Below are 25,185 nucleotides of genomic sequence, written 5' to 3' on the forward strand. Positions count from 1 at the left end.
CACATTTGGCTTGGTCATACTTATGATTTTTGAAGGCCGCGTTTGTTTACGCACCTTGTTAAAAAATCCCCGATATGCTGAAAAAATCACAATGCAGTTTGCCCGAAAAAAATTGCGTTTTTTGTAATATTAGGCGTATTGCATAAATATTATTAACATTTTCTGTGATCAAAAGGCATTTTCTCCAGTTTACAAGTTGGGAATTATCCACTATAATGTAGATAACCTACAAACCGGATTTCCCCTTGAAAACGGCCGCGGTCACATCGAAAAGAAAGAATTTCCTTCTTTACCATGCAAAATCGTCCGGCCGGCGGCGGAAGGCTCCTTTCCGCCCCCTTTTCGTGACCCTGCGGGGTGGATGGGACGGATGCGCGGCATTTTGGGAAGAATCCACAAGATTCCCATGGATTTATTGCTGTAAGTATAGCACATGATATGGAGTTATTACAACAGGTAATTGATTTCGTCTCAAAAACCGCCGGCGGGGCCGGCTTTCTCATAGGGCCGGCGCGGCAAACGGCGGCCGGCCGTGGAAGATTGTATACATTATATGAAACGGGAGGAATCACACTATGACAACCAAACCACTGAGCGGCATCAAGGTGCTGGATATGACCAAGGTCCTCGCGGGCCCCTATTGCGGCATGATGCTGCGCAACCTCGGCGCCGAGGTCATCCACTGCGAGATGCCCGGTTCGGGCGACGACGCCCGCGCCTACGGCCCCTATGTGGAAGGGCAGAGCATCTACTTTTTGAGCATCAACCGCGGCAAGAAGAGCCTCGAAGTCAACGCCAAGACCCCCGAGGGCAAAAAGGTGCTGACCGACCTGGTCAAGAACGTGGACGTGTTCGTTCAGAACTTCAAGCCCGGCGCGCTCGACAAGATGGGCTTCGGCTATGAGGACGTCAAGAAGATCAATCCCCGCTGCGTGTATGTTGCGATCTCCGGCTTCGGCCAGACCGGCCCCTATTCCGGCAGGCCCGCCTACGATATGATCGTCCAGGCGATGGGCGGCGTCATGAGCATCACCGGCGAGCCGAACGGAAACCCCGTGCGCGTCGGCACCTCGATCGGCGACATCATCGCCGGCATGATGGGCGCCTACGGCGCGCTGGCCGCCCTCTATGAGCGCGAAAAGACCGGCGAGGGCCAGCTTGTCGACATCTCGATGCTCGACTGCCAGGTCGCCATTCTCGAGAACGCCATCGCCAAGTACTCCGCGACCGGCCAGGTCGCGCGGCCGCTCGGACTCAAGCACCCGTCCATCACCCCCTTCGAGGCCTACCGCACCAAGGACAGCTGGGTCATCGTCGCCGCCGGCAACAACAAGCTCTTCGCCAAGTTCTGCGAGGTCACCGGCCGCCAGGAGCTCATCAACGATCCCAAGTTCTCCACCAACCCCGAGCGCAACAAGCATATGCAGGAGCTCAGCGACCTGATGCAGGAGCGGATCAAGGACAAAACCACCGACGAGTGGCTCAAGATCTTCGTCGACAACGGCATCCCCTGCGGCCCGATCAACTCGATCGACCGGCTGTTCGAGGACCCGCAGATCAACTACCGCAACATGCTCGTCGAAGTCGAGCAGACCCACATGGGCAAGGTCAAGGTCGCGGGCAACCCGGTCAAGCTGAGCACCGTCCCGCCCGAGGATGAGCTCCCCAGCGAGCCCGCCCCGCAGGTCGGCGAACACAACGTCGAGGTCCTGCGCGACATCCTCGGCTATTCGGAGAACGACATCAAGGCCTACATCGACACGCTGCCGAAGAAGGAGTGAGCGCCATGACCGACGAGAGATGCGAGAACCACAACGGGAAACCCTTCGTGCTTGAGGAGGCGACCGTCGCCTCCGTCCATGAGGCGATGCTCGACGGGCGCCTCACCTGCCGCCGGCTCATCGAGGGCTGCCTCGCCCGCATCGAGGCCTATGACAAAAAGGGCCCCGAGCTCAACGCGGTCATCCTCGTGAACCCCCACGCGCTCGAGGAGGCCGACCGCCTCGACGAGCGGTTCCAGGCCGACGGGCTGACCGGCCCGCTCCACGGCATCCCCGTCCTGCTCAAGGACAACTGCGAAACCTTCGACATGCCGACCACCGCGGGCTCCCTCTCCCTCGAGGGGTTCGAGACCCACAAGGACGCCTATATCACCAAAAAGCTCCGCGAGGCGGGGGCGGTCATCATTGCCAAGACGAACCTGCATGAGTTCGCCGTCTGGGGCGAGACGATCAGCTCGATCCTCGGCCAGAGCTACAACCCCTACGACCACACCCGCACTCCCGGCGGCTCGTCGGGCGGCACGGGCGCGGGGCTGGCGGCCAACTACGGCATCGTCGGCATCGGCACCGACACGATCAACTCGATCCGCTCCCCCTCCTCCGCCTGCTCCCTCGTGGGCATCCGCCCCACCATCGGGCTGGTGAGCCGGGACGGCATCGTTCCCTATTCGCTGACGCAGGACACCGCGGGCCCGCTCGCGCGCACCGTGGCGGACGCCGCCGCCGTGCTCGACGTGATCGCCGGCAGCGACCCGAAGGACCCCGTCACCGAGGCCTGCCTCGGCAAGATCCCGGCGAGCTACCTCGATTACCTCGACGACGAGGGCCTGCGCGGCAGGCGCATCGGCGTGCTGCGCAGCTTCTTCGGCCCCGACGACGACCTGCACCGCGAGGTCAACGCCTGCATGGAAAAGAGCCTTCAGATTATGCGGGACGCCGGCGCGGAGCTTGTCGACATCGCCGAAAAGATCGACTCGGGCTACCTCGTCAAGAACGTCAGCGTACATATTCACGACCTCAAGACCCACCTCGGCCAGTACCTCGAGGGCTTCGGCGACGCGGCCCCCATTCACTCGCTGGCCGACGTGCTCGCCAGCGGCAAGTACCACCCCGGCCTCAAGAGCAACCTCGACGAGGCGATGGGCTACGACGTGGGAACCCCCGCCTACAACGAGCGCCTCAAAAAGCGCGCCGAGCTCCAGAAGCAGGTGCTCGCGATTATGGACGAATACGCGATCGACGCGATCGTCTACCCGCACCAGCAGCAGCTCGTCTGCAAGACGGGCGGCAGCCAGCAGGAGCGCAACGGCGTCATCGGCTCGGTGACCGGCTATCCCGCAGTCGTCGTGCCCGCCGGCTTCTCCACCCCCTCGGACGACGCCCCCATCGGCGTGCCGGTCGGCATGGAGATCCTCGGGCGCCCCTTCGCGGAGCCGCAGCTCATTTCGATCGCCTATGGGTTCGAGCAGCACAGCCACCTGCGCCGCCCGCCCCTTTCCACGCCGCCGCTCGCGTGACGGCCCCCGCCGGGCTTCCCGGCGAAACTCCCGGCCGCCGCGCCGGTACCTGACTATGAAGGGATGGAACCAAAATGAATAAGATCGAAGACCTTGTTGCCCGCAAAACAGCGATCTACCAGGGCAACGCCAAGGCGATCGAAAAGCAGCACGCCGGCGGAAAGCTGACCGCCCGCGAGCGGCTCGGGCTGCTCTTTGACCCGGGCACCTTCGTCGAGATGGACACCTTTGTCACCCACCGCTGCACCTACTTCGACATGCCCCAGAAGCACCAGCCGACCGACGGCGTCGTCTGCGGCTACGGCAAGGTCGACGGCCGCGTCGTCTTCGCCTACGCGCAGGACTTCACGATCATGGGCGGCTCGCTCGGCGAGATGCAGGCCAACAAGATCTGCCACGTGCTCGAGGCCGCCCGCAAGGTCGGCGCGCCCGTCGTCGGCATGAACGACTCGGGCGGCGCGCGCATCCAGGAGGGCATCGACGGCCTCTCCGGCTACGGCAAGATCTTCTTCCGCAACACCGCCGCCTCGGGCGTCGTCCCCCAGATCACCGCGATCATGGGGCCCTGCGCCGGCGGCGCGGTCTACTCCCCCGCGCTCACCGACTTCATCTTCATGGTCGACAAGACCAGCAAGATGTTCATCACCGGCCCCGACGTCATCAAGACGGTCACCGGCGAGGTCGTCACCGGCGAGGACCTCGGCGGCGCGACCACCCACAACAAGAAGAGCGGCGTCGCCCACTTCATGACCCAGAACGACCAGGACTGCATCGCGCAGATCAAGCGCCTGCTCTCCTTCCTGCCCTCCAACTGGAAGGCAAAGGCCCCTGAGATCGACTTCGGCGACGATCCCTACCGCCTCGTGCCCGAGCTGGCCACCATCCTGCCCGACAACGCCAACCGCGCCTACAACATGTACGACGTGATCCGCGGCATCGTCGACCGGGGCGACTACATGGACTACCAGCCGCTCTACGCAACCAACATGATCACCTGCTTCGCGCACATCAACAAGCAGGCGGTCGGCATCATCGCCAACCAGCCGAAGGTCGGCGCGGGCTGCCTCGACATCAACGCCTCCGACAAGGCCGCGCGGTTCATCCGCACCTGCGACGCGTTCGGCCTGCCGCTGCTCACCATCGTCGACGTACCCGGCTTCCTGCCCGGCACCCACCAGGAGTACGGCGGCATCATCCGCCACGGCGCCAAGATGCTCTACGCCTACAGCGAGGCCACCGTGCCCAAGGTCACCCTCATCCTGAGGAAGGCCTACGGCGGCGCCTACCTCGCGATGTGCTGCCGGGAGCTCGGCGCGGACGTTTCCTTCGCGTGGCCTGACGCGGAGATCGCCGTCATGGGCCCCGAGGGCGCGGCCAACATCATCTTCCGCAAGGAGGGCCCCGAGCAGCGCGCCCAGTCGATCGAGCAGTACAAGGCCGAGTTCGCCACCCCCTACAAGGCGGCCGAGCACGCCTTTGTCGACGACGTCATCCACCCCGCCGAGAGCCGCCAGAAGATCGTCGCGGCGTTCGAGATGCTGCGCGGCAAGGAACAGTCGATCCCCGAGAAGAAGCACGGCAACATTCCGCTCTGATTTGCGTGTCCCTCCCCCTGTGCCGCCGTCCCGCCCGTCAGGCGGGCGGGACGGCGGCCCCTCCTGAGAAGGATTTGTGAGGTTGTAAAAGTTCCACAGCGTTTTGCGCTCTAAAAATTGGCATTTCTTTAACAATTCGTTTATTTTTCCGACTTCTTTGGCTATTTTCACAATTTTTTGGGCCATTTATATTGAAAAACTCCTATGTCAAAGTCGATCAAAACAAAGCGAATTTTTCTACATTGTATATTTTACACAACAAATGTTGACTTCGCTTTTTTTAATAGTATGATGAAAGTAATGACAGGGTAAGCCGGTCCGTTAGGAGGTTCCCCCATGGATAAAACATACGGCATTTCTGTCAGGTCGGTGCTCGAGATGGAGGTTCTCCAGGGCGCCAAGCTGATCGCGGGCAGGGGCGGCCTCGACCGCGTCGTCACCTCGATGAACGTCATGGAGGTGCCCGACATCATCGACTGGGTGAGCGGCGGGGAGCTGATCGTCACCACCGCCTATTCGATCAAGGACGATGTGGAAAAGCTCGTCGAGCTGGTCCCCGCCCTCAACAGCCGCGGCGTCGTGGGGCTGGGCATCAAGCCCAAGCGGTATATCCGCGAAACCCCGCAGGCGGTCATCAACGCCGCCAACGCGCTCTCCTTCCCCATCTTTGAGATCCCGCCGGAGGTTTCCTTCTCCAAAATCATCACCCCCGTGCTGACCACCATCGTCAACAACCAGGCGCAGGTGCTCATGGACATCTACGACCTGCAGAAGTCGCTCACCGCGACGATGCTCAGCGGCGGGAACCTTCAGGCGATCACCCAGACGCTGCACAACCGCTACGGCAACAGCGTCGCCATCTACAACGAGTTCTTCTCCTCCTACGTCATCTCCGCCACCTACAGCCGCCGCGACGCGATCTACCGCCAGATGGAAAACTGCGTGCGGGACAATTCCGGCGAGCGGCACGGCAGCGACAACGCCCTGAGCTGGCGGGAGCTGTGCAAGGTGGACGGGCGGGAGTGCAGCAAGATCACCGTCCCCATCTACAGCGACAAGAAGCTCTACGGCTACATCTTCATGTGGGAGGACAACCGCGAGGTCACCAGCGTGGACCTGGCCGTCATCGAAGCCTCCACCTCGCTGATCGCGCTGGAGATGCTCAAAAAGATCTCCCTCTTCGAGATGGAGAACAACCACAAGGTCTCCTTCCTCGACAACCTGCTCGTCAACGACGAGCTCAGCCAGCGCAAGGCGCTGGCCAACGCCGAATACTTCGATTTCGACATCGAGGCCATCCACCAGGTGGCGGTGGTCCAGGTGATTAATTCGCACAACTCCCTCTCCCTTTCCAACGGCGCGCTCTACAAGATGAACAACAACATCGTGCGCGTCCTGCGCCGCCTGTCGCGCAGCGCCTCCTACAAGCTGCTCTTCGTCAACAAGTGCGACAACATCGTGCTCGTCTTTGAGCAGAGCTCCCGTTCTCCCGCGCTCTGCAAGCAGGAGGTCTCCCAGTTCATGGAGGTCTTCGGCAAGGCGCTCGCGGACGACGGGCTGCTCGAGTTCATCAGCATCGGGATCGGCAGGGCCTACCCCGACACCGCGGACCTGTGGAAAAGCTGCTCCGAAGCCAAGCGTGCCGCCGGGTGCGGTTCGGTGGGCGGGGTGCGGGTCCACTATTTCGAGGATATGGGTGTCTACCGCTTCCTCTCCTGCGACACCCTCCAGAACGAGCTGCAGTCCTTCTACACCGAGACCCTCAAGGTCCTCGTCGACTACGACCGCGACCACGACTCCGAGCTCGTGCGGACGCTCCAGACCTACTTCAAGTGCGGGGGCAACCTCAAAAAACTCGCGGAGGAGCTGGGCGTCCACTACAACACCGTCGCCTACCGCATCCAGCGGATCAAGGAACTTGCCGGCGTGAGCTTCGACAACGCCGACCAGCTTCTCAATCTGCAGATCGCGCTGAAGATTTATGATGTGCAGAGAGACAGATGAAGGCGCGGTCCCGGCACTGGAGGTCTGCCACAGCCTGCGCAGATCGATCCCCGCCGGGGGCTGTCCCGCAACCGTTCACTCCGTTTTTGACCGGGCGGTCAACCTTGTCACCCCCCTCGGGCTCGTGACGCTGCTTCCCAAATGCCGCCCGCTCTATCCCTTTTCGGTGCGCATCGACACCGACATCCCCTTCCCCGCCCTCGGGCTGCGGCCCGATATGAGCGCGATGCTCCTGCCGGGGGAGGCGTCCGCCGGGACGCTGCGCGTGGATCTGACGAACGCCTTGGACACCGACCTTTCGGTGCTCGAACGCAAGGAACTGATCGTCCCGCCCGACCTGTCCGACAGGCTCGAACGCCTCGCGGGGGTCATCGGCGAGGAGGGCAAGCCGGAGGGCATGGCGCCGCTCGTCTTCCACCTGGAGGAGGGGTCTTCCGCGGATTATGCGGAGCGCTTCCCCCACAACCACTACACCGCTTTTCTGCTTCCCCGCGTCCGGCGCCTCTTCGACGCGCTGCACACGGGGCAGATCGTGGAAATCTCCGCGGCGGCCGGCGCGATGGCCGGCTGCGGGCCGGGCCTCACCCCCTCCTCCGACGACTTTCTGTGCGGGATGATGGCGGCGATGCTCGCCCGGGGCGGCGCGCGGGGCCGCGTGCTCCGCACGATGGACATCACCCAGCGCATGGGCTGCGCCGCGCGCGTCAAAACCAACGTCATCAGCGGCAGCTTCCTCATCCGCTCATCGCAGGGCCTGCTCTCCGCGGACGTGCTCGACACGGTCGGGCAGCTCTTTTCAAACGGACCCACGCAGTCGCTCGAAAGCGCTGCTTCCAGAGTCATAACCTTTGGGGAAACGTCCGGGACGGACATCCTCAGCGGTATCTATTTCGGCGCAAAAATCTAACATATTGGAGGAATCGGCATTGGTTAAGCTGGATATCAAGCAGAATACCTATTACGACTCGGTAACCCTCATGCTCATCTCCAAGGACCTCAAGAAACTCGACGGCGTCGAGGAGGCCCTCGTCGGCATGGGCACCGACCTCAACCGGGACATCGCCCACAACCTCGGCCTTGTGACGCCCGAGTTCGAGACGATCACCGCCAACGACTTCTTCGTCGCCATCAGGTGCGAAAACGACGACGTCATGTCTGCCGCCCTTGCGAAGGTCGACGAACTGCTGACCAAGAAGAAGGAGAACAGCAGCGCCAACTACTATCCGCCGACCCTCTCCTCCGCCATCAAGATGGATGACCAGCTCAACCTGGCAATCATCTCCGTCCCCGGCAAGTATGCCGCCGGCGTCGCGGACGAGTGCCTCGACCACGACATCAACGTCATGCTCTTCAGCGACAACGTCACGATCGAGGAGGAGAAGCGCCTTAAGGAGAAAGCCGTCTCCAAGGAGCTGCTCATGATGGGCCCCGACTGCGGCACCGCGATCATCAACAACGTCCCGCTCGCCTTCGCGAACGTCATCCGCCCGGGCGACATCGGCATCGTCGGCGCCTCCGGCACCGGCACCCAGGAGCTCTCCTCGCTGATCGGCCAGTTCGGCGGCGGCGTCTCGCAGGTCATCGGCACCGGCGGCCGCGACCTCAAGATCGAGATCGGCGGTCTCATGATGACCTTCGCGCTCGACGCCCTCATCCAGGACCCCAAGACCAAGGTCATCGCGCTGACCTCCAAGCCTCCGGCCGAGGAGATCGCGGATAAGATTCTCAAGCAGGCCGCCGCTTCCGGCAAGCCGGTCGTCGTCTGCTTCGTCGGCGGCGATCCCGAGCAGGTCAAAAAATACGGCCTCATCCCCGCCCTCTCCCTCGAAGACGCGGCCCGCAAGGCGGTCGCCCTCTCCAAGGGCGAGCCGGTCGTCGACTTCACCGGCTTCTCGGCCCCCGACGCCGAGATCGACGCGATCGTCAAGGCGGAGACCGCCAAGTTCGCTCCCACGCAGAAGTACGTCCGCGGCCTCTACACCGGCGGCACCCTCTGCGACGAGGCGATGAAGATGCTCACCAAGGCGTTCGGCGGCGTCTATTCCAACATCCCGCTGAAGCCCGAATTCAAGCTCGAGGACGTCAACGTGGGCGTCGAGAACACCTGCCTCGACTACGGCGACGACGACTTCACCCGCGGCCGCCCGCATCCGATGATCGACCCGTCCCTGCGCGCCGAGCGCGTGGTCAAGGAGTCGCTCGACCCGACGGTCGCCGTCATCCTCGCGGACTGCGTCATCGGCTACGGCTCCCATCCCAACCCGGCCGAGGACCTTGCCGACGCCATCCGCACCGCCAAGGCGAACGCCGAGAAGGACGGCCGCTACCTGAGCGTCATCACCTCCGTCTGCGGCACCGAGGAGGACCCGCAGTCCCTCTCCAAGACGCAGCAGCAGCTGCGCGACGCGGGCGCGGTCGTGATGCCCACCAACTCGCAGGCGACCCGCCTTGTTGAGCGGATCATCTCGAACATCAAGTAAGGGGGTCAGGAACATGAGCAAACTCAACGAACTCTTCAATAAAAAGCTGCACATCGTCAACCTTGGCATCGAGTCCTTCTACGAGGACCTCAAGACCCAGAAGCAGGAAGCGATCCACGTCGACTGGAAACCGGTCGCCGGCGGAAACAAGAAGATGGCGTCCCTGCTCGGGATGCTCAAATAAATCTTCGCGGTTCCATTCACAAAATTCAGATAACAGGAGGAATTTACAATGACGTTGGGCGAAAAGATCAACCAAGCCAACGCGGAGGCGTTAAAACGCATCCTCGGCGCGCAGCCGACGCTCGTCGGGATGGGCACTGCCGGAGAGGACATCCCCGGTATGACCAAGAAGACCATCCTTCACGCCGGCCCGCCGGTCACCTGGGATAAAATGTGCGGCCCGGTCCGCGGCGCCGTCATCGGCGGCCTCATCTACGAGGGCCTCGCCGCCAACAAGGAGGAGGCCGAAAAGCTGGCCGCCTCGGGCGAGATCACCTTTGACTCCTGCCACCACCACAACGCGGTCGGCCCGATGGCCGGTATCGTGACCTATTCGATGCCTGTCTGGAAGGTCGTCAACAAGACCTCCGGCAACTACGCGTACTGCACCGTGAACGAGGGCCTCGGCAAGGTTCTCCGCTTCGGCGCCTTCGGCGACGAGGTCATCGACCGCCTGAAATGGATCCAGAACGAGTTCTACCCGATCGTCAAGGAAGCCATCGCCATCCACGGCGAGATCAACCTCAAGACGATGATCGCGCAGGTCCTGCAGATGGGCGACGAGGGCCACAACCGCAACAAGGCCGGCACCTCCCTGCTGATCCGTGAGCTCGCTCCCGCGATCGCGCAGACCCACTTCCCGCTGGAGAAGATCGTCAAGGTCCTCGAGTTCCTCAACTCCAACGACCACACCTTCCTGAACCTCACGATGCCCGCCTGCAAATCCACCATGGATCCCGTGGGCAACATCCCCTACTGCACCATCGTCTACACGATGGCCCGCAACGGAACGGAATTCGGCATCCGCGTCTCCGGCTTCGGCAACCGCTGGTTCACCGCTCCCGCGGAGATCATCGACGGCCTCTACTTCCCCGGCTACACCCAGGCGGACGCCAACCCGGACGTCGGCGACAGCTGCATCACCGAGACCACTGGCATCGGCGGCTTCTGCATGGCGGCGGCCCCCGCGATCGTCCAGTTCGTCGGCGGCACCGTGGCCGATTCCATCAAGTACTCCACCCAGATGTATGAGATCACCGAGGGCGAGGGCAACACCTACCAGATCCCGGCCCTCAACTTCCGCGGCAGCGCCACCGGCATCGACATCCGCAAGGTCATCGAGACCGGCATCCGCCCGATCATCAACACCGGTATCGCCCACAAGGACATGGGCGTCGGCCAGGTCGGCGCCGGTATCGTCAGCCCGCCGATGAAGTGCTTCGAGGATGCGCTTGAGGCGTGCGGCGAGTGGATGGAATAATTCCTTCCCCTCTCCCGTATCCTGTCCCCATGGGGACCTGAAAACAGTCGTTTGTATACCTACATACAATTCAATCTTAAGGAGGCAATTTTATGAGCAAGTGGAGCGACGTGAAAATCTATGACCTGAGCATCCCGATTGGTATCCTCACCCCGCCGTGGCCGACCTATGAGCCCATGCAGATGAAATTCTTCAAACGCCTGGCGCCGAACGGTGCGAACGGCCAGCTGGTGACCCATTCCAACCATGTCGGCACCCATCTCGACGGCCCCCTGCATTTTGATACCGCCGGCCGCGACATCGCGTCCCTCGAGCTGACCAAGCTGTGCGCCCCCGGCGTCGTGGTCGACCTGTCCGATATGGCGCAGGATTTCGGCATCTACACCCCGAAGGACATCACCGACCGCGCCGACGTCCACAAGGGCGATATCCTGATCATCAACACCGGCTACCACAAATACGGCTTCGATCAGCCGACCGCGGATGAGAAGCGCTACATGCTGCGTCACCCCGGCCCGTCGATGGACTTCATCCAGTGGGTCCGCGACATGGAAATCAAGTGGATCGGCGTCGACTGCGGTTCCGCCGACCATCCGATGAACACCAAGATCCGTGACTGGGAGCCTATGGAGGCCGAGGCCTGCGACAAGATCTTCATGGAGCGCTATGGCAAACACCTCAACGAGATCTACGAGTGGCCGAAGAACTACCAGGCCATGCACATCCAGCTCTTCTGCCAGCCCTACGAGGCGATCCACGCCGAGTGCCTGGGCGGCCAGATCGACGAGCTGAGCAACAAGCGCTGCGTCATCGGCTGCTTCCCCTGGAAGTTCACCGAGGGCGAGAGCTGCATCAGCCGTATCGTTGCCTTCACCGGCTTCGACGATGTCTGATTGATCTCTCCGTAAATTACGGTTCGTGTCTTCCTCACGGCTGCGGCCGCCCCGCTTACGCGGGGCGGCCGCAGCTATTTTTCGTTTCCCCCGCGGATGCTCAGAGAAAGAGGGACACCGCGCAGCAGACGAGCAGGAGCGCCATCACGAGGTTGACCACGCGGGCATGTTCGGAGAAGAGGCGGTGGAAGAGGCTGCCAAAGAGCGCCCAGCAAACCGTCCCAAGGAAGCCGACAAAGGCCAGCAGGAGTGCAAAGCCGGCCACAACAAGCGGCTGGCGGAAATAAGGGAGGACATAGGCGGACAGGGAGGTGACGCCGTAGATGATCACCTTCACGTTCACGAACTGCAGCAGCATACCGTCCAGGAAGCCCGCGCCCCCCTTCCTTTCCTCGAGGCGGGAGGAGCTGCACAGCGTCCGCCACGCGAGCCAGAGCATGTAGGCCGCGCCGAGCGCCAGCATGAACGGCCTGATCCGCGGGAGAAAGGTGTAGAGCGCGCCGCAGAACACCCCACAGAGCAGCATCAGCACCGAAAACCCCGCCCAGATTCCGAGATTGAAGGGGAAGCTGCGGCGAAAGCCGAGCCGTCCCGCGTTGGACATCGACAGGATCGTGTTGGGGCCGGGCGTAAAGGCGGTGACGAAGATATAGGCCAGAAACGACGCAGGATGGAGCATGGCGGTTGACCTCCTCGGCAAACAGATGTATAATATAGTCATCTTTTTGTGCAGGATATGATATGCACTATATTGTATATCATGTGCATTATATTGTCAAGTTCGGACTGGGAGGACGCCATGGATGTAAAAGAAACCGTCGCCTGCAACCTCAGGCGGCTCCGGGACGACCGGAAGCTGAGTCTGGACGCCGCCGCGCAGCTCACCGGCGTCTCAAAAAGCATGCTCGGGCAGATCGAGCGCGGGGATGTCAACCCCACCATCTCGGTCCTGTGGAAGATCGCGAACGGCCTGAAAATTTCCTTCTCCGCCCTGCTCGAGCGCGCGGAGGGGGGCACCTCCGTCGTGCGCGCGGCGGAGGCCTCCCCGCTTCTGGAGGACGCGGGCAACTACCGCAACTACCCCGTTTTCCCCTTCGACGAAACGCATCCCTTCGAGCTCTATCGCATCGAAATCGAACCGGGCGGACATCTTGAGGCGGCTCCCCACCTGCCCGGCACCGAGGAGAGCATCACCGTCTTTTCCGGGGATGCGGCCGTTTCGGTCGACGGCACGGACTACCCGCTCGGCCCCGGGGACTCCATCCGCTTCGCCGCGGACCGTCCCCACGGCTACCGCAACGCCGGAACCGAAACCGTGGAGTTGAGCATGGTCATCTTTTACGGAAGATAACAAAGGCGGGACCCATAAATGGGTCCCGCCTTTTGCAGTTCTTACCGGACGACGTTTTCCGGCGCGCCGTCCAGCCACGCCGCGAGGTTCTCGAAGACGATCACCGCGCGCTTTTCAAGCGCCTCCTTCGTGGCGAACGCGACGTGCGGCGTCGCGACCAGGTTGGGGGCGGAAAAGAGCGGATGGTCCCGCGGGATGGGCGGCTCGGTCTCGAAGACGTCGATCCCCGCGCCCGCGATCACCCCATCGGACAGCGCCTTCGCGAGCGCCGCGCTGTCCACCACCGGGCCGCGCGCCGTGTTGATGAGGAAGGCGGTTTTCTTCATGAGGCCCAGCTCCCGCGCGCCGATGAGCCCGCGCGTCCCGTCGTTGAGCGGCACATGCAGCGACACGACATCGCAGCCGGAGAGCAGCTCGTCGAGGCCGACATAGCGCAGCCCTGTCTCCGGCTTTTGGGTACGGCTGTAGGCGACCACCTCGCATCCGAACGCCTCGGCGATGCGCGCGACGCGCAGGCCGATCGCCCCGGCGCCGACGATCCCGAACTTCTTGCCCTCCAGCTCGGTCCCGATAAGCCCCGCCTTGGTGCCGCCCTCCCGCACCGCCCGATCGCAGGGAAGGATGCTGCGGCAGAGGGCGATCAGCAGCCCGAACACGAGGTCGGCCACCGCGACGGTGGAATAGCCCGCGCAGTTGCAGACAGTGACGCCGCGTTCCCGGCAGGCGTCCATCGCGACATGGTCGACGCCGGTAAACGCCACCAGGATCAGCTTGAGGGCGGGGCACCGCTCGATCACCTCACGCGGATAGGGCAGGTTGGAGAGCACGACCGCGTCCGCGTCCCGGCTGCGCTCGATGAGCGTGGGCACGTCCTCGGCGCGGGTGTCGTAAGAAACGATTTCGATCCGCCCGGCGGCGGCCTTCTCCGCCATCGCCAGCAGTTTTTCCTTTTCCACGCCCAGCGGCTCCAGAATCACCAGTTTCATGGGAATCCTCCTTGCAGCGGCCCGGGGGCCGGTATTCTCATGGATATCATAGCATGTCCCGGCGTGCATTGCATCCCCAGGAAGAAAATTTTACCGGTCGGGCAGCGTCACCGTGCAGGTCGTCCCCGCGCCCGGCGCGCTCTCGTATTTGATCGCGCCGCCGTGCAGGTCGAGGATCCGTTTGACGATCGAAAGCCCGAGGCCGTTGCCCTCGCGGGAGTGGGAGCCGTCCCCCTGGTAAAACTTCTCAAAGATGCGCTGCTGCGTCTCGGGAGACATGCCGATCCCGTCGTCGGCGATCTCCACCCGCAGCCCGCCGACGACCCGGCGCAGCTTGACCGAGATATTGCCCCCCTCGCCGGTAAACTTGATCGCGTTGGAGAGCAGGTTCAGCCAGAGCTGCTGCACGAGCTCCTCGTCCCCCCGGTAGTCCGCCCGGTCAAGCTGGATGTCGAGGTCGATGTGCCTGGCGTGCCACTGGTTTTCCAGCAGCAGGATGCAGCGCCTGATCTGTTCGTCGAGGGAAAAGACGGTGGGGTTTTCCGCGGTCGACTGGTTTTCCAGCCTGGACAGGCGCAGCAGATTGGAGGAGAGGCTCGCCATGCGGTCGGTCTCGTCGGAGATCAGGCGGGTGTATTTCTGGAATTTCTCCTCGCTGAGCTTCCCATAGGGGGCCGAGGTCAGCAGCTTGACGCTCCCCTGGATCGCGGCGATCGGGGTCTTGAACTCGTGGGAGACGCTGCTCACAAAGTCCTTGCGGAGATATTCGATGTTGCGCAGCTCCCCGACCATCCAGTTGAAGTTGCGCACCACGACCCCCATTTCGTCGCGGCTCTCAAAGTCGACGTGCACGTCGAAGTTGCCGCGCGCCACCTGCCGGATGGCCTGGTTGAGCTTTTGCAGCGGGCGGATGGCGCGGTGGATGGCGACCACCGCGCCGAGGCTCGCGATCGCCGCGCAGAGGAAGAGGGTCTGTAGCACCAGCTTCCGAATCCCCGTGAACTGGCCCGGCGGGGGCGTGACCGAAAGGTACAGGTAGCCGTCCGGCATCCGCACCGCCCCTTCAAAACGGCCCTCCACCGTGCGCATCTCGAGCTTTCCCGGCTCGAGCGCGGCGCCGGAAAAGGGTCCGGGCAGCTCATCCGCGCGCTCGTAGACCTCCACGACGTCGAGGCGCTTTCTCAGCTCGTCGACGATGTCCCGCGTCGTCAGGCCGGAGCGGTCCATGAACCCCGCGAAGATGTCCACGACCGACTGGATCTGCAGTTCGGCCGACTGCTGCATCCTGCCCCAGATATTGATGAAGGTGACCAGATAGGTGATTCCGCACGCCAGGAAGATGACCACGAAGAGGGTCACCAGGTATTTGAAGCGCACCGAGTGGATCCGCAGGATGTCGGCCGTCTCGCGGCCGTCCCTTTTACCCGCGTTCATACCAGCTTCTCCGCGCGGTAGCCCAGCCCGCGCACCGTCACGAGCTTGAACTGCCGCAGGCCGCCGAATTTTTCCCGCAGGCGCTTGATGTGCACGTCCACCGTGCGCTCGTCCGCGTCGGAGTCAAGCCCCCAGATGTCGTCCATCAGCTGCTGGCGGGTAAAGGTCTTGCCGGGGGCGTTCAGGAGCTTGAACAGGAGCTGAAACTCCTTTTTGGGCAGCACCGCGGTGCCGTGCTCGTCGGTCACCGAGAGCGCGTCGTAGTCGAGCTCGATGTCGCCGATGCGCAGCTTGTGGCCGCTGGCCATCTGCGCCCGCCGCAGCAGCGCCGACACCCGCCAGAGCAGCTCCTCGAAATCGACCGGCTTGACCATATAGTCGTCGGTGCCCGCCAGAAAGCCTTGGTGCTTGTCCTCCAGCGTCTCCCGGGCGGTCACCATGATGACCGGCAGCGTGTACCCCGCCTGCCGCAGCTCCTGCGTCAGCCGGTAGCCGTCCAGCTCCGCCATCATGATGTCGCAGATCAGCAGGTCGATGTGCGCGTCCTCCATGACCGCGAGCGCCTCCGCGCCGTTTTTCGCCTGATAGACCTGGTATCCGTTTTCCGCCAGGTAGTCGCTCATCAATTCCCGCAGACTGTAATCGTCCTCCGCCACCAGGATATGGAACATCCGCATCACGCCCCTAAGAAAGTTTCACAAGTCCATGTTGAGTATATCGGATTTTTATGAACAAAAGGTTAAATTTCCGCCAAAGTCCGCTCTACGGGTTCGGGAGTTCAAAAAAAGTTCATACAGAAGGACTATGATTAAGCCTGTTGTATTTTTGTTATATTATTTGGAGGGATATCCGCATGAACCAAAACCGCACGCGCTTCGCAGCCTGCCTGACGGCGGTCTGTCTGATGGCCGGAACCGCCGGCTGTGCCCCCAAGGCCGCGGAGACGGCCGCCCAGGAAAAAAGCATCTATGTGGAAACCGTGACCGCCGAAACGGGGGACCTCTCCCTCAGCACCGAGTTCATCGGCACCGTGGAACCGGATGAGCTCGTCAGCGTCTTCCCGAAGGTCGCCGGCACCGTGCTGGCCGTCCATAAAAACGTCGGGGACGAGGTCAAAAAGGGCGAGCTCCTCTTTGAAGTCGACCCCTCCGACATCCAGCTGTCGGTGAACATCGCGCAGGCGCAGCTCATGAGCGCGCAGGCCCAGATGGACCAGGCGCTCGGCAGCTCCTTCGACATGCAGATGATCCAGCTCGAAAGCCAGCTCAAGCAGGCGCAGAACGCCTATTCGAACGCCCGCCAGAGCCTGCGGGACTACAACGACGGCACCGAGGACTCGATGGACGACATCTCGAACGGCATGGCCGCCTTCCAGCAGTCGATGCAGAGCCTGAAGCAGCAGATCGCCGAAAAAGACGCGGCGATCAAGCAGGCGCAGGAGGCCGGGGACCCGGATGAAGTCGCACGTCTGCTGGCGCAGAAGCAGGGGCTCGAGGCCTCCTACGACCAGGCGGAAGCCCAGTACCTGATGATGCGCGCCAACTACAACGACCTCGACGACGGCGACGACGCGCAGCACAAGCAGCTCCGCACCGCCGTGCGCAACGCGCAGACCGCCTACGAGTCGGCCGAGCAGATCTACGAGCTGACCAAGGACGCGGTACATAACGACGCGATCAAGGTCGCCAAGGCCTCCCTCGGGCAGGCGACCGCCGCCTTTGAGGCGCAGGCCAAGCAGCTCGAATACACCCGCGTCACCTCCCCGATCGACGGCGTGATCGAGCAGAAAAACGTCTCCGAGCAGGGGCTGGTCTCCCAGTCGAGCCCCGCCTACACCGTCTCCAACAAATCAACCCTCATGGTCACCTTCTACGTCCCCGCCGACGCGGTCGACCAGATGGCGGCCGGCGACAAGGTCACGATCGAAAACGGCCGCAGGACCTATGAGGGCACCATCGCCGAGGTCGGCACGATGGTCGACCCCGCCACCGGGCTCTTCAAGGTGAAAGCCTCCGCCGACGAGGACGACGGCGCCCTTCTGACCGGGCTTTCGGTCAAGGTCACCGCCGACACCGCCAAGGCGCGCGGCAGCCTGCTCATCCCGCAGAGCGTCGTCTACTATGAGGACGGCGCGGCGTATGTCTACCTGCTCGAGAACGGCCGCGCGGTCAAAACCTTTATCGAGACGGGCATCTCCAACGAGGAGTCGGTTGAGGTCACGTCCGGCCTGACCGCCGCCTCCCGGATCATCTCCACCTGGCACCCCAACCTCACCGATGGCGCCGCCGTCGTCCCGGCGGCCGAGGCCGAGGCCGCCTCTTCCGGCAGCGCCTCCGAAGAGGCCTCCTCCGGAGAGGACGCCGCGGAGGAGGCGTCCTCCGCAAAAGCCGCTTCCGAAGGCCAGCAGGCCGAGCCGGACGACGACGCTTCCGACGCCGCTTCCGGCGGCGCACAGGAGGACTGACGCCCTATGAATTTAACAAAACTTGCGATCAGGCGCCCTGTGTCGATGTTCATCGTCGTGCTGGCGCTGGTGGTCTTCGGCTTTTCGGCCATGCTCGGGGCTCCGCTCGAGCTCATGCCCGACATGGAGATGCCCGCCATGATCATCCTCACCATCTATCCGGGCGCGGGGCCTGAGGAGGTCAACGACCTCGTCACCTCGGTCATCGAGGACTCGGCCGCGAGCCTCAGCGGCGTCAAGAACGTCACCTCGCAGTCCAAGGAGAACATGTCGCTCGTCATGCTCGAGATGGACTACGGCGCCAACATGGACGTGGCGCACATGGATCTGCAGGAGAAGCTCGACATGTATAAGAGCACCCTGCCGGACGACGCCCAGACCCCGACCATCATCGAGGTCAGCATGGACATGATGCCGAGCATCGTCCTCTCCGCCAACGCCACGGGCGACGTCGACCTGCTCCGTCTCATCGACGACGACGTCAAGCCCGAGTTTGAAAAGCTCTCGGGCGTGGCCACCGCCGACGTGATGGGCGGACAGAAGGACTACATCAGCGTCACCCTCAACGAGGAGCGCCTCAAGCAGTATAAGCTCGACATGAACACGATCATCGGGTTCGTGGGCGCCGCCGACTTCTCCATCCCGGCCGGCAGCGTCGACCGCGGCGACCAGGAGCTCTCCCTGCGCGGCGGCGTCAGCTACAACACCGTCGAATCGCTCAAAAACATCCCCATCACCCTCCCCACCGGCCAGGTCATCCACCTGTCCGACGTGGCGAACGTCTACCAGGGCACCGAGGAGGCCGGCTCCATCAGCCGCTATAACGGCCATGAGACGGTCATGATCTCGATCACCAAGCGGCAGAGCGCCGGCACCGTCGACGTCTCCCGCGCGGTCATCGACACGATGAACAAGATCAACGACAGCAACATCGGCGTCGAGATGTCGGTCATCAACGACTCGAGCGAGCAGATCCTCGCTTCGATCAAGACGGTCATCCAGACGCTGATCGGCGCGGTCATCCTCTGCATGATCGTGCTCTTCCTCTTCTTCCGGGACTGGCGCGCCTCCCTCATCGTCGGAAGCTCGATCCCCGTCTCGGTGCTCACCACCCTCATCCTTATGAACATGATGGGCTTCTCCTTCAACGTCGTCTCCCTCGGAGGGCTCATCATCGGCGTCGGCATGATGGTCGACAACTCGATCGTCGTGCTCGAAAGCTGCTTCCAGCGGCAGGAGCGCCAGCTCACCCACCGGGAGGCCGCGCTCGAGGGCGCGAAGTTCGTCACCAGCTCGATCATCGCCTCGACGATCACCACCATCGTCGTCTTCCTGCCCATCAGCATCCTGAAGGGCCTGTCCGGGCAGATGTTCCGCCAGCTGGGCTTCACGATCATCTTCTCGCTGACCGCGTCGCTCATCTCCGCGCTGACCATCGTCCCGCTCATGTTCTGCCGCCTCAAGCCGGTCGAGCGGGAGGGCAGGTTCGGCCTCTGGCTCAAAAAGGTGGAGGTCTCCTACGGCGGCTTCCTCAAAAAGACCTTCCGCCACAAGGCGCTGGTCGTCATCGTCTCCGTCGTGCTGCTCGTCGTTTCGGTCGGGATGGTCTTCTTCATCCCGATGCAGCTGATGCCCGACATCGACCAGGGCTCCATCTCGATCTCGGTCGACACCAAGCCGGGGCTCAAGCTCGCGGAGGTCGACAGGATCCTCACCGGCCTCGAAACAATGGTCGCCGAATGCCCCGACGTGGAACGGTATTCCCTGTCGAGCGGCGGCAGCTCGATGCTCTCGTCGGGCGGGGGCGGTTCGATCTCCGTCTATCTCCGGGGAGACCGTGAGAAGAGCACCAAGGAATGGGTCGACATCTGGCGCGCCCAGACCGCCAACACGGTCGGCTACGACGTCGACGTGAGCGCCTCGAGCATGATGTCGATGATGGGCGGCGGCTCGAGCGTCGACGTGAATATCCAGGGCAACGACCTCGACACCCTGCGCGGCGTCTCCAGGCAGATCGAAGAGCAGCTGCGCGGGCGCGGCGAAGTCGTGCGCGTCACCTCGACCGTCTCCTCCGGCGACCCGCAGGCGGAGATCAAGGTCGACCCGATCAAGGCGACCGCCGTCGGGCTCACCCCGAAGCAGGTCATCGGCACCGTCTACAACATCATGGAGGGCAACTCCCCCGACACGCTGCGCGTCAACGGGCAGGAGTACGACATCCGCATCGAGTACCCCAAGGACCGCTACCAGACGGTCGCGGACCTGTCCGGGCTGATGCTCACCGCCCCCGGCGGGCGGCAGGTCCCGCTCCTGGACATCGCGACGATCGAGTACTCCAACGCGCCCCTCCAGATCGACCGTCAGAACAACCAGTACATCGTGACCGTCTCCGGCCAGCTCACCACCGCCGCCGAGAGGAACGCCGCGAAGATCACGCAGGAGGTCACCAAGTCGGTCGAGGGCATCCTGCCCACCGGCGTTTCGATCGCCACGAGCGACATGATGGAGAGCATGAACGAGGAGTTCTCCGCCCTCGGCGGGGCCATCCTCACCGCGATCCTGCTCGTCTTCATGGTCATGGCGATGCAGTTTGAATCCGCGCGCTTCTCGATCATCGTCATGATCTGCGTCCCCTTCTCCCTCATCGGCTCCTTCGGGCTGATGCTGCTGTCGGGCGTGACGATGAGCATGCCCTCGCTGATGGGCTTCCTGATGCTCGTCGGCACCGTCGTCAACAACGGTATCCTCTTCATCGATACCGCCAACAGCTACCGGGGCAGCATGGACGCCGAGACCGCGCTCATCTACGCGGGCCGCAGCCGCCTGCGCCCCATCCTGATGACCACGCTGACCACCGTCCTCTCGATGCTCCCGATGGCCCTTGCGATCGGCGAGAGCGCCGAGGCGATGCAGGGCATGGCAATCGTCATCATCGGCGGCCTGACCGCCTCCACCGTGCTGACGCTGCTGCTTCTGCCGACCTTCTACCTGCTCTTCCGGGGCAAACCCCGCAAGAACAACGACACCGACCCCGAGGCGGCGCTGAAGCCGCCCGCGAGCGATCTCTCCCCAGAGGAGCTTTCGCAGTTCTGACCCGCATTTCTGCGTATAAAAACGCCCGCCCCGCCTGCGCGGGGCGGGCGTTTCGCGTCCCTCCGCCCTTCCCCGCGAAGGCATATCCCATACGTGTCCGGAATAGATATTAGGGACAAGAGTATTGACGGGAAAGGACTGAAACATCCTATGGAGGACTATCAGGGACTGACCGGCCGACAGGCCGAAAAACTGCTCGCCGAGCACGGGGAAAACCGCATCCGCGCGGGCAAGAAAGCCGGTATGCTCAAAATCTTCGCGGGGCAGTTCCGCGACGCCATGATCATGATCCTGCTCGCGGCGACGGTCGTCTCGGCGCTGATGGGGGAATACACCGAGGCGCTCACCATCGTCGCGATCGTCTTTATCAACGCCCTGCTCGGCTTCTTCCAGGAGTACCGCACCGAGCGCACCCTCGAAAAGCTCGGCGAGCTCTCCGCACCCTGGGCGGTCGTCGTGCGCGACGGGCAGGCCCGGAGCATCCCCGCCAGCGAGGTGGTCCCGCAGGACATCTTCTGCCTCAAGGCGGGCGACCGCGTCCCCGCCGACGGCTGCATCCTCGGGGGCGGCGGCATCCTCTGCGACGAATCGATGCTCAGCGGCGAATCCGCCGGCGTGGAAAAGTCCCCCGCCGCCGACCCCGCCGCCGCCGCCAAAAAGAACCTCGTCTACATGGGCACCCTCGTCACCCAGGGCAAGGCGATCTGCCGCGCCTCCGCCACCGGCGCGGACACCGAAATGGGTAAGATCGCGGACATGCTCGGCGGCATCGAGGCGCAGCCCACCCCCCTCCAGAAGCGCCTCGCCCAGATGGGCAAGGTCATCGGCGTGGCCTGCCTCGTCATCTGCGGCGTCGTCGCCGTCACCGGCATCCTGCGCGGCGAGGACCCCTTCAATATGCTGCTCACCGGCATCTCGCTGGCCGTCGCCGCCATCCCCGAGGGCCTGCCCGCCGTCGTCACGATCGCGCTTGCCCTCTCGGTCGGGCGAATGGTCAAGCGGGGCGCCCTCATCCGGCGGCTGCACGCCGTCGAGACGCTCGGCTGCGCCAACGTCATCTGCTCGGATAAGACCGGGACCCTCACCGAGAACCGCATGACCGTCAAGGCGGTCCAGACCCTCGACTGCCGCCTGGAGGTGAGCGGCGCGGGCAACGAGAGCACCGGGCAGTTTACCCTCAACGGGCGCGTCGTCGAGCCCTGCGACTTCCCCTCCGCCGCCATGCTGCTCGACGTGGCGCTGCTCTGCAACAACGCCTCCGTCACCCCAAAGCGGGAGGGGCTGCGCGGGCTGGTGGGGCTCTCCAGGGGCGGCGAGCTCGAGGTGTTCGGAGAACCGACCGAGGCCGCCCTGCTCGTCATGGCCGCCAAGGCGGGGCTCTACCGGGAATCCCGTCCCTACGAGGTCGAGGGGGAGATCCCCTTCGACTCCACCCGCAAGATGATGTCCGTCATCGTCCGCCGGGAGGACGGCAGGCGGTTCCTCTTCACCAAGGGCGCGCCCGACATCCTCCAGAAGCGGTGCACCCGGTGCGCCACCAAATCCGGGATCGTCCCGCTCACCCCCGAGCTGCGCAGGCAGATCGCCGCCCAAAACGAGGCGATGGCGGGACGCGCGCTGCGCGTGCTCGGCTTCGCCTACCGGGAGGCCTCCTCCCCCGACGACCGCGGCGAGCAGGGGCTGATCTTCGCGGGGCTCGCCGGCATGCTCGACCCGCCCCGCAAAGAGGCCTACGGCGCGGTCGCCAAATGCCGCGAGGCGGGCATCCGGCCGGTCATGATCACCGGCGACCACGCCGTGACCGCCAAGGCGGTCGCCGCCGAGCTTTCGATCTACCAGCCGGGCGACCGGGTCGTCACCGGAAGCGAGCTCGACGGGATGAGCGACGAGGCGCTTGCCCGGGAAATCAAGCGCATCTCCGTCTTCGCGCGGGTCACCCCCGCGCACAAGCTGCGGATCGTGCGCGCCCTTAAAAAGCAGGGCAACGTCGTGGCGATGACGGGCGACGGAGTCAACGACGCGCCCGCCGTCAAGGAGGCGGACATCGGCGTTTCGATGGGCGTCACCGGCACCGACGTCACCAAGGAGGCGTCGTCGGTCATCCTGATGGACGACAACTTCGCCACGCTGGTGTCCGCCGTCGAGGAGGGCCGCGTCATCTACCGCAACATCCGCAAGTTCATCCGCTACCTCTTCTCCTGCAACATCGGCGAGGTCGTCACGATGTTCTTCGCCATGCTCATGGGCATGCCGGTCCCGCTGCTGCCCATCCAGATCCTGCTCGTGAACCTCGCCACCGACGGGCTGCCCGCCATCGCCCTCGGCCTCGAGCCCCCCGACAAGGACGTCATGCGCGAAAAACCCCGCCGCGCCGACGAATCGGTCTTCTCGAACGGGCTCGGCTTTACGATCGTCATCCGCGGGCTGCTGATCGGCATCTGCACCCTCGGGGTGTTCACCTCCCTCATCCGCTCCTGCGGCGACCTGCACACCGCCCGTACCGGCGCGCTGCTCGCGCTCGTCATGATGCAGCTCATCCACGTCTTCGAGTGCAAGAGCGAGACGAAGAGCATCTTCGCGATCAACCCCTTCAACAACCTCAAGCTTGTGGGCGCGGTGCTCAGCTCCGCCGTGATCATGTATTTCGCGATCTACAACCCCTTGCTGGCCCCAATGTTCCGCGCCGTCCCCCTCACCCTCTCCCAGCTCGTGACCGTCGCCTCCTACTGCGTCTTCGTCCCGATCGTGTCCGGCGTCATCCTCGGCGTCAAAAACCGCACCGTCCGGCACACGGTCGCCACCGCCAGCGAGCTTGCCTCCGCGCGGTAACGCCGCAAAAAGCCCCCCGCCGTCCGGCGGACGGCGGGGGGGCTTTCCATACCCTATTTCAGCAGGAGCGGCGTGTGCGCGCGGCAGGCGAGCACCTCCTCCATCGTGGGCAGCGCGGGGATCGCGCCCGGGCGGGTGGTCGTCATCGAACCCGCCGCGTTGCCGAAGGAGAGGACGTCCTCCAGCTCCTCACGGGTGAGGCTCCGGATCTCCGCGAGGGACTTTCCGCAGAGGCGGTAGAGCACCGCCCCGAAGAAGGAATCCCCCGCGCCGTTGGTGTCGACCGTCCTGACGTCGAAGGTCGGCTGGCGCCCGCACAGCTCCCCGAGCCGGAAGAACGCCCCCTTCGCGCCCAGCGAGACGAGCGCGAGGGACGCGCCCGCCTCCAGGAGCTTTTGGGAGCCGCGTTCGAGGTCGGTTTCGCCGGTGAGCAGCGTAAGCTCCTCGTCGGACACCTTCACGATGTCCGCGAGGGAGAGCCCCTCGCGCATCCACCGCTTCGCCTCGCCGGGGCTTTCCCACAGGAGCGGGCGGTAATTGGGGTCGTAGCTGACGACCGCGCCGGCCTCCTTCGCGGCGCGCACCGCCGCGAGGGTCGCCGAACGGCTTGGCTCGTCGGTGAGCGACACCGAGCCGAAATGCATGATCCGCGCCTGTCCGGTGAGCTCCCGCATCACCTCTCCGGGCGAGAGCATGATGTCCGCGCCCGGCTTGCGGTAGAAGCTGAAGGAGCGGTCGCCGTGCTCGTCGAGCTGGACGAAGGCGAGGGTGGTCGGAACCTCCCCCGTCATGACGAGCCCCGAGACGTCGATCCCCAGGCCGTCGAGGGTATCCCGGAGGAACCGCCCGAAGCCGTCCTCCCCCACCTTGCCGATAAAAGCGGTCTTTCCGCCGAGGCGGGTGACCGCCGCGAGCACGTTCGCGGGCGCCCCGCCCGGGTTGCGCGCAAAGAGCGCCGCTCCGCGATCGCTCGTTCCAGCCGGGGTAAAATCGATCAGCAGTTCGCCGACCGCCACTACGTCGTACATATTCAGCCCTCCCGTCTTTTTCCACAGTATAGCATATCCGCTGCGGGAAGGGGAGATTTTCCTGCCTGTTTTTTCAATTTTTCCATGCCCGGGCGGTTGAGCCCGGACGCAATCCATGATAGGATGGAAAAAAGGATATCCCCGCAAAGGAGGTTTTCACATGAAGCGTCATCTCGTCCGCGTCCTCGCCCTGGCCGCGGCTTTTCTGCTGACGGCCTGCGCCGCCCGCCTGCCCTCCCCGGAAGCG

18 protein-coding genes are annotated in these 25,185 nt (G+C 63.7%); 13 read left to right on the forward strand and 5 right to left on the reverse strand.

Annotation, left to right across the window (positions count from 1 at the left end; translation table 11 throughout):
* The first annotated feature begins 575 nt into the window (after nucleotides 1–575).
* The 9 genes from ACZO3G_RS08105 (at nucleotide 576) to ACZO3G_RS08145 (ending at nucleotide 11,753) form a co-directional block, all read left to right on the forward strand.
* On the forward strand, nucleotides 576–1,781 hold the full coding sequence (locus ACZO3G_RS08105) for a CaiB/BaiF CoA transferase family protein (protein ID WP_276870172.1): 1,206 nt from the start codon (nucleotides 576–578) through the stop codon (nucleotides 1,779–1,781).
* Nucleotides 1,782–1,786: 5 nt separating this feature from the next.
* Entirely contained in the window at nucleotides 1,787–3,298 is a 1,512-nt protein-coding gene (locus ACZO3G_RS08110) for an amidase family protein (protein ID WP_276870175.1), read from the forward strand.
* A gap of 74 nt (nucleotides 3,299–3,372) precedes the next feature.
* The gene (locus ACZO3G_RS08115) at nucleotides 3,373–4,893 is read left to right on the forward strand and encodes an acyl-CoA carboxylase subunit beta (RefSeq protein WP_101549953.1); all 1,521 of its coding nucleotides are present in this window, start codon (nucleotides 3,373–3,375) and stop codon (nucleotides 4,891–4,893) included.
* Nucleotides 4,894–5,229: 336 nt separating this feature from the next.
* Nucleotides 5,230–6,897, forward strand: coding sequence for a PucR family transcriptional regulator (locus ACZO3G_RS08120; protein ID WP_486847034.1), 1,668 nt, complete (start codon nucleotides 5,230–5,232; stop codon nucleotides 6,895–6,897).
* Nucleotides 6,878–7,804: an oxamate carbamoyltransferase subunit AllH family protein gene (locus ACZO3G_RS08125; protein WP_276870179.1), complete on the forward strand. Its 927-nt coding sequence runs from the start codon at nucleotides 6,878–6,880 to the stop codon at nucleotides 7,802–7,804. Before ACZO3G_RS08120 ends, ACZO3G_RS08125 begins: the two co-directional genes overlap by 20 nt.
* 19 nt (nucleotides 7,805–7,823) lie before the next feature.
* Nucleotides 7,824–9,377, forward strand: a complete 1,554-nt coding sequence (gene fdrA, locus ACZO3G_RS08130) for an acyl-CoA synthetase FdrA (RefSeq protein ID WP_276870182.1) — start codon at nucleotides 7,824–7,826, stop codon at nucleotides 9,375–9,377.
* Nucleotides 9,378–9,390: 13 nt separating this feature from the next.
* Nucleotides 9,391–9,561: a fdrA domain protein gene (locus ACZO3G_RS08135; RefSeq protein WP_101549944.1), complete on the forward strand. Its 171-nt coding sequence runs from the start codon at nucleotides 9,391–9,393 to the stop codon at nucleotides 9,559–9,561.
* A gap of 48 nt (nucleotides 9,562–9,609) precedes the next feature.
* Nucleotides 9,610–10,860, forward strand: coding sequence for a YlbE family protein (locus ACZO3G_RS08140; RefSeq protein ID WP_101549942.1), 1,251 nt, complete (start codon nucleotides 9,610–9,612; stop codon nucleotides 10,858–10,860).
* Between the two features lie 92 nt (nucleotides 10,861–10,952).
* Nucleotides 10,953–11,753 carry a cyclase family protein gene (locus ACZO3G_RS08145; RefSeq protein ID WP_101549940.1) on the forward strand — a complete coding sequence of 267 codons (801 nt, stop codon included), beginning with the start codon at nucleotides 10,953–10,955 and terminating at the stop codon, nucleotides 11,751–11,753.
* A gap of 100 nt (nucleotides 11,754–11,853) precedes the next feature.
* Here the strand turns inward: ACZO3G_RS08145 and ACZO3G_RS08150 are convergent, their stop codons facing one another.
* Nucleotides 11,854–12,432 (reverse strand): LysE family transporter, encoded by a 579-nt coding sequence (locus ACZO3G_RS08150; RefSeq protein ID WP_276871892.1) that lies wholly within the window; start codon nucleotides 12,430–12,432, stop codon nucleotides 11,854–11,856.
* Between the two features lie 120 nt (nucleotides 12,433–12,552).
* Between ACZO3G_RS08150 and ACZO3G_RS08155 the strand changes: the two genes are divergently transcribed.
* Nucleotides 12,553–13,104: a helix-turn-helix domain-containing protein gene (locus ACZO3G_RS08155; protein WP_101549936.1), complete on the forward strand. Its 552-nt coding sequence runs from the start codon at nucleotides 12,553–12,555 to the stop codon at nucleotides 13,102–13,104.
* Nucleotides 13,105–13,145: 41 nt separating this feature from the next.
* On the opposite strand, the gene ACZO3G_RS08160 is transcribed toward ACZO3G_RS08155, so the two are convergent.
* From ACZO3G_RS08160 to ACZO3G_RS08170, 3 genes are all read right to left on the reverse strand, one after another.
* A complete protein-coding gene (locus ACZO3G_RS08160; protein WP_121587401.1) occupies nucleotides 13,146–14,090 on the reverse strand; it encodes a 2-hydroxyacid dehydrogenase in 945 nt (314 codons plus the stop codon).
* 90 nt (nucleotides 14,091–14,180) lie between these two features.
* Entirely contained in the window at nucleotides 14,181–15,524 is a 1,344-nt protein-coding gene (locus tag ACZO3G_RS08165; RefSeq protein ID WP_101549932.1) for a sensor histidine kinase, read from the reverse strand.
* Nucleotides 15,521–16,195: a response regulator transcription factor gene (locus ACZO3G_RS08170; protein ID WP_101549930.1), complete on the reverse strand. Its 675-nt coding sequence runs from the start codon at nucleotides 16,193–16,195 to the stop codon at nucleotides 15,521–15,523. Before ACZO3G_RS08170 ends, ACZO3G_RS08165 begins: the two co-directional genes overlap by 4 nt.
* Before the next feature lie 182 nt (nucleotides 16,196–16,377).
* On the opposite strand from ACZO3G_RS08170, the gene ACZO3G_RS08175 reads away from it, so the two are divergent.
* The 3 genes from ACZO3G_RS08175 to ACZO3G_RS08185 all read left to right on the forward strand — a co-directional run bounded on the left by ACZO3G_RS08175 (nucleotide 16,378) and on the right by ACZO3G_RS08185 (nucleotide 23,910).
* Nucleotides 16,378–17,988 (forward strand): efflux RND transporter periplasmic adaptor subunit, encoded by a 1,611-nt coding sequence (locus ACZO3G_RS08175; RefSeq protein ID WP_276871895.1) that lies wholly within the window; start codon nucleotides 16,378–16,380, stop codon nucleotides 17,986–17,988.
* A 6-nt stretch (nucleotides 17,989–17,994) separates the two neighbouring features.
* Nucleotides 17,995–21,081, forward strand: coding sequence for an efflux RND transporter permease subunit (locus ACZO3G_RS08180; RefSeq protein ID WP_277138618.1), 3,087 nt, complete (start codon nucleotides 17,995–17,997; stop codon nucleotides 21,079–21,081).
* A 150-nt stretch (nucleotides 21,082–21,231) separates the two neighbouring features.
* Entirely contained in the window at nucleotides 21,232–23,910 is a 2,679-nt protein-coding gene (locus ACZO3G_RS08185; protein ID WP_276871900.1) for a cation-translocating P-type ATPase, read from the forward strand.
* 53 nt (nucleotides 23,911–23,963) lie between these two features.
* Here the strand turns inward: ACZO3G_RS08185 and ACZO3G_RS08190 are convergent, their stop codons facing one another.
* Nucleotides 23,964–24,938 carry a carbohydrate kinase family protein gene (locus ACZO3G_RS08190; protein WP_276871903.1) on the reverse strand — a complete coding sequence of 325 codons (975 nt, stop codon included), beginning with the start codon at nucleotides 24,936–24,938 and terminating at the stop codon, nucleotides 23,964–23,966.
* Between the last annotated feature and the right edge of the window lie 247 nt (nucleotides 24,939–25,185).

This window comes from Anaerotruncus sp. (assembly GCF_057433415.1).

What these genes read in the sequence shown, in the direction of transcription:
- ACZO3G_RS08155 (WP_101549936.1), top strand. Translation starts at nt 12,553, where the DNA reads ATGGATGTAAAAGAAACCGTCGCCTGCAACCTCAGGCGGCTCCGGGAC.
- ACZO3G_RS08160 (WP_121587401.1), bottom strand. Translation starts at nt 14,090, where the DNA reads ATGAAACTGGTGATTCTGGAGCCGCTGGGCGTGGAAAAGGAAAAACTG.
- ACZO3G_RS08190 (WP_276871903.1), bottom strand. Translation starts at nt 24,938, where the DNA reads ATGTACGACGTAGTGGCGGTCGGCGAACTGCTGATCGATTTTACCCCG.
- ACZO3G_RS08185 (WP_276871900.1), top strand. Translation starts at nt 21,232, where the DNA reads ATGGAGGACTATCAGGGACTGACCGGCCGACAGGCCGAAAAACTGCTC.
- ACZO3G_RS08105 (WP_276870172.1), top strand. Translation starts at nt 576, where the DNA reads ATGACAACCAAACCACTGAGCGGCATCAAGGTGCTGGATATGACCAAG.
- ACZO3G_RS08115 (WP_101549953.1), top strand. Translation starts at nt 3,373, where the DNA reads ATGAATAAGATCGAAGACCTTGTTGCCCGCAAAACAGCGATCTACCAG.
- ACZO3G_RS08110 (WP_276870175.1), top strand. Translation starts at nt 1,787, where the DNA reads ATGACCGACGAGAGATGCGAGAACCACAACGGGAAACCCTTCGTGCTT.
- ACZO3G_RS08145 (WP_101549940.1), top strand. Translation starts at nt 10,953, where the DNA reads ATGAGCAAGTGGAGCGACGTGAAAATCTATGACCTGAGCATCCCGATT.
- ACZO3G_RS08170 (WP_101549930.1), bottom strand. Translation starts at nt 16,195, where the DNA reads ATGTTCCATATCCTGGTGGCGGAGGACGATTACAGTCTGCGGGAATTG.
- ACZO3G_RS08150 (WP_276871892.1), bottom strand. Translation starts at nt 12,432, where the DNA reads ATGCTCCATCCTGCGTCGTTTCTGGCCTATATCTTCGTCACCGCCTTT.
- ACZO3G_RS08175 (WP_276871895.1), top strand. Translation starts at nt 16,378, where the DNA reads ATGAACCAAAACCGCACGCGCTTCGCAGCCTGCCTGACGGCGGTCTGT.
- ACZO3G_RS08135 (WP_101549944.1), top strand. Translation starts at nt 9,391, where the DNA reads ATGAGCAAACTCAACGAACTCTTCAATAAAAAGCTGCACATCGTCAAC.
- ACZO3G_RS08140 (WP_101549942.1), top strand. Translation starts at nt 9,610, where the DNA reads ATGACGTTGGGCGAAAAGATCAACCAAGCCAACGCGGAGGCGTTAAAA.
- ACZO3G_RS08180 (WP_277138618.1), top strand. Translation starts at nt 17,995, where the DNA reads ATGAATTTAACAAAACTTGCGATCAGGCGCCCTGTGTCGATGTTCATC.
- ACZO3G_RS08120 (WP_486847034.1), top strand. Translation starts at nt 5,230, where the DNA reads ATGGATAAAACATACGGCATTTCTGTCAGGTCGGTGCTCGAGATGGAG.
- ACZO3G_RS08125 (WP_276870179.1), top strand. Translation starts at nt 6,878, where the DNA reads ATGTGCAGAGAGACAGATGAAGGCGCGGTCCCGGCACTGGAGGTCTGC.
- ACZO3G_RS08165 (WP_101549932.1), bottom strand. Translation starts at nt 15,524, where the DNA reads ATGAACGCGGGTAAAAGGGACGGCCGCGAGACGGCCGACATCCTGCGG.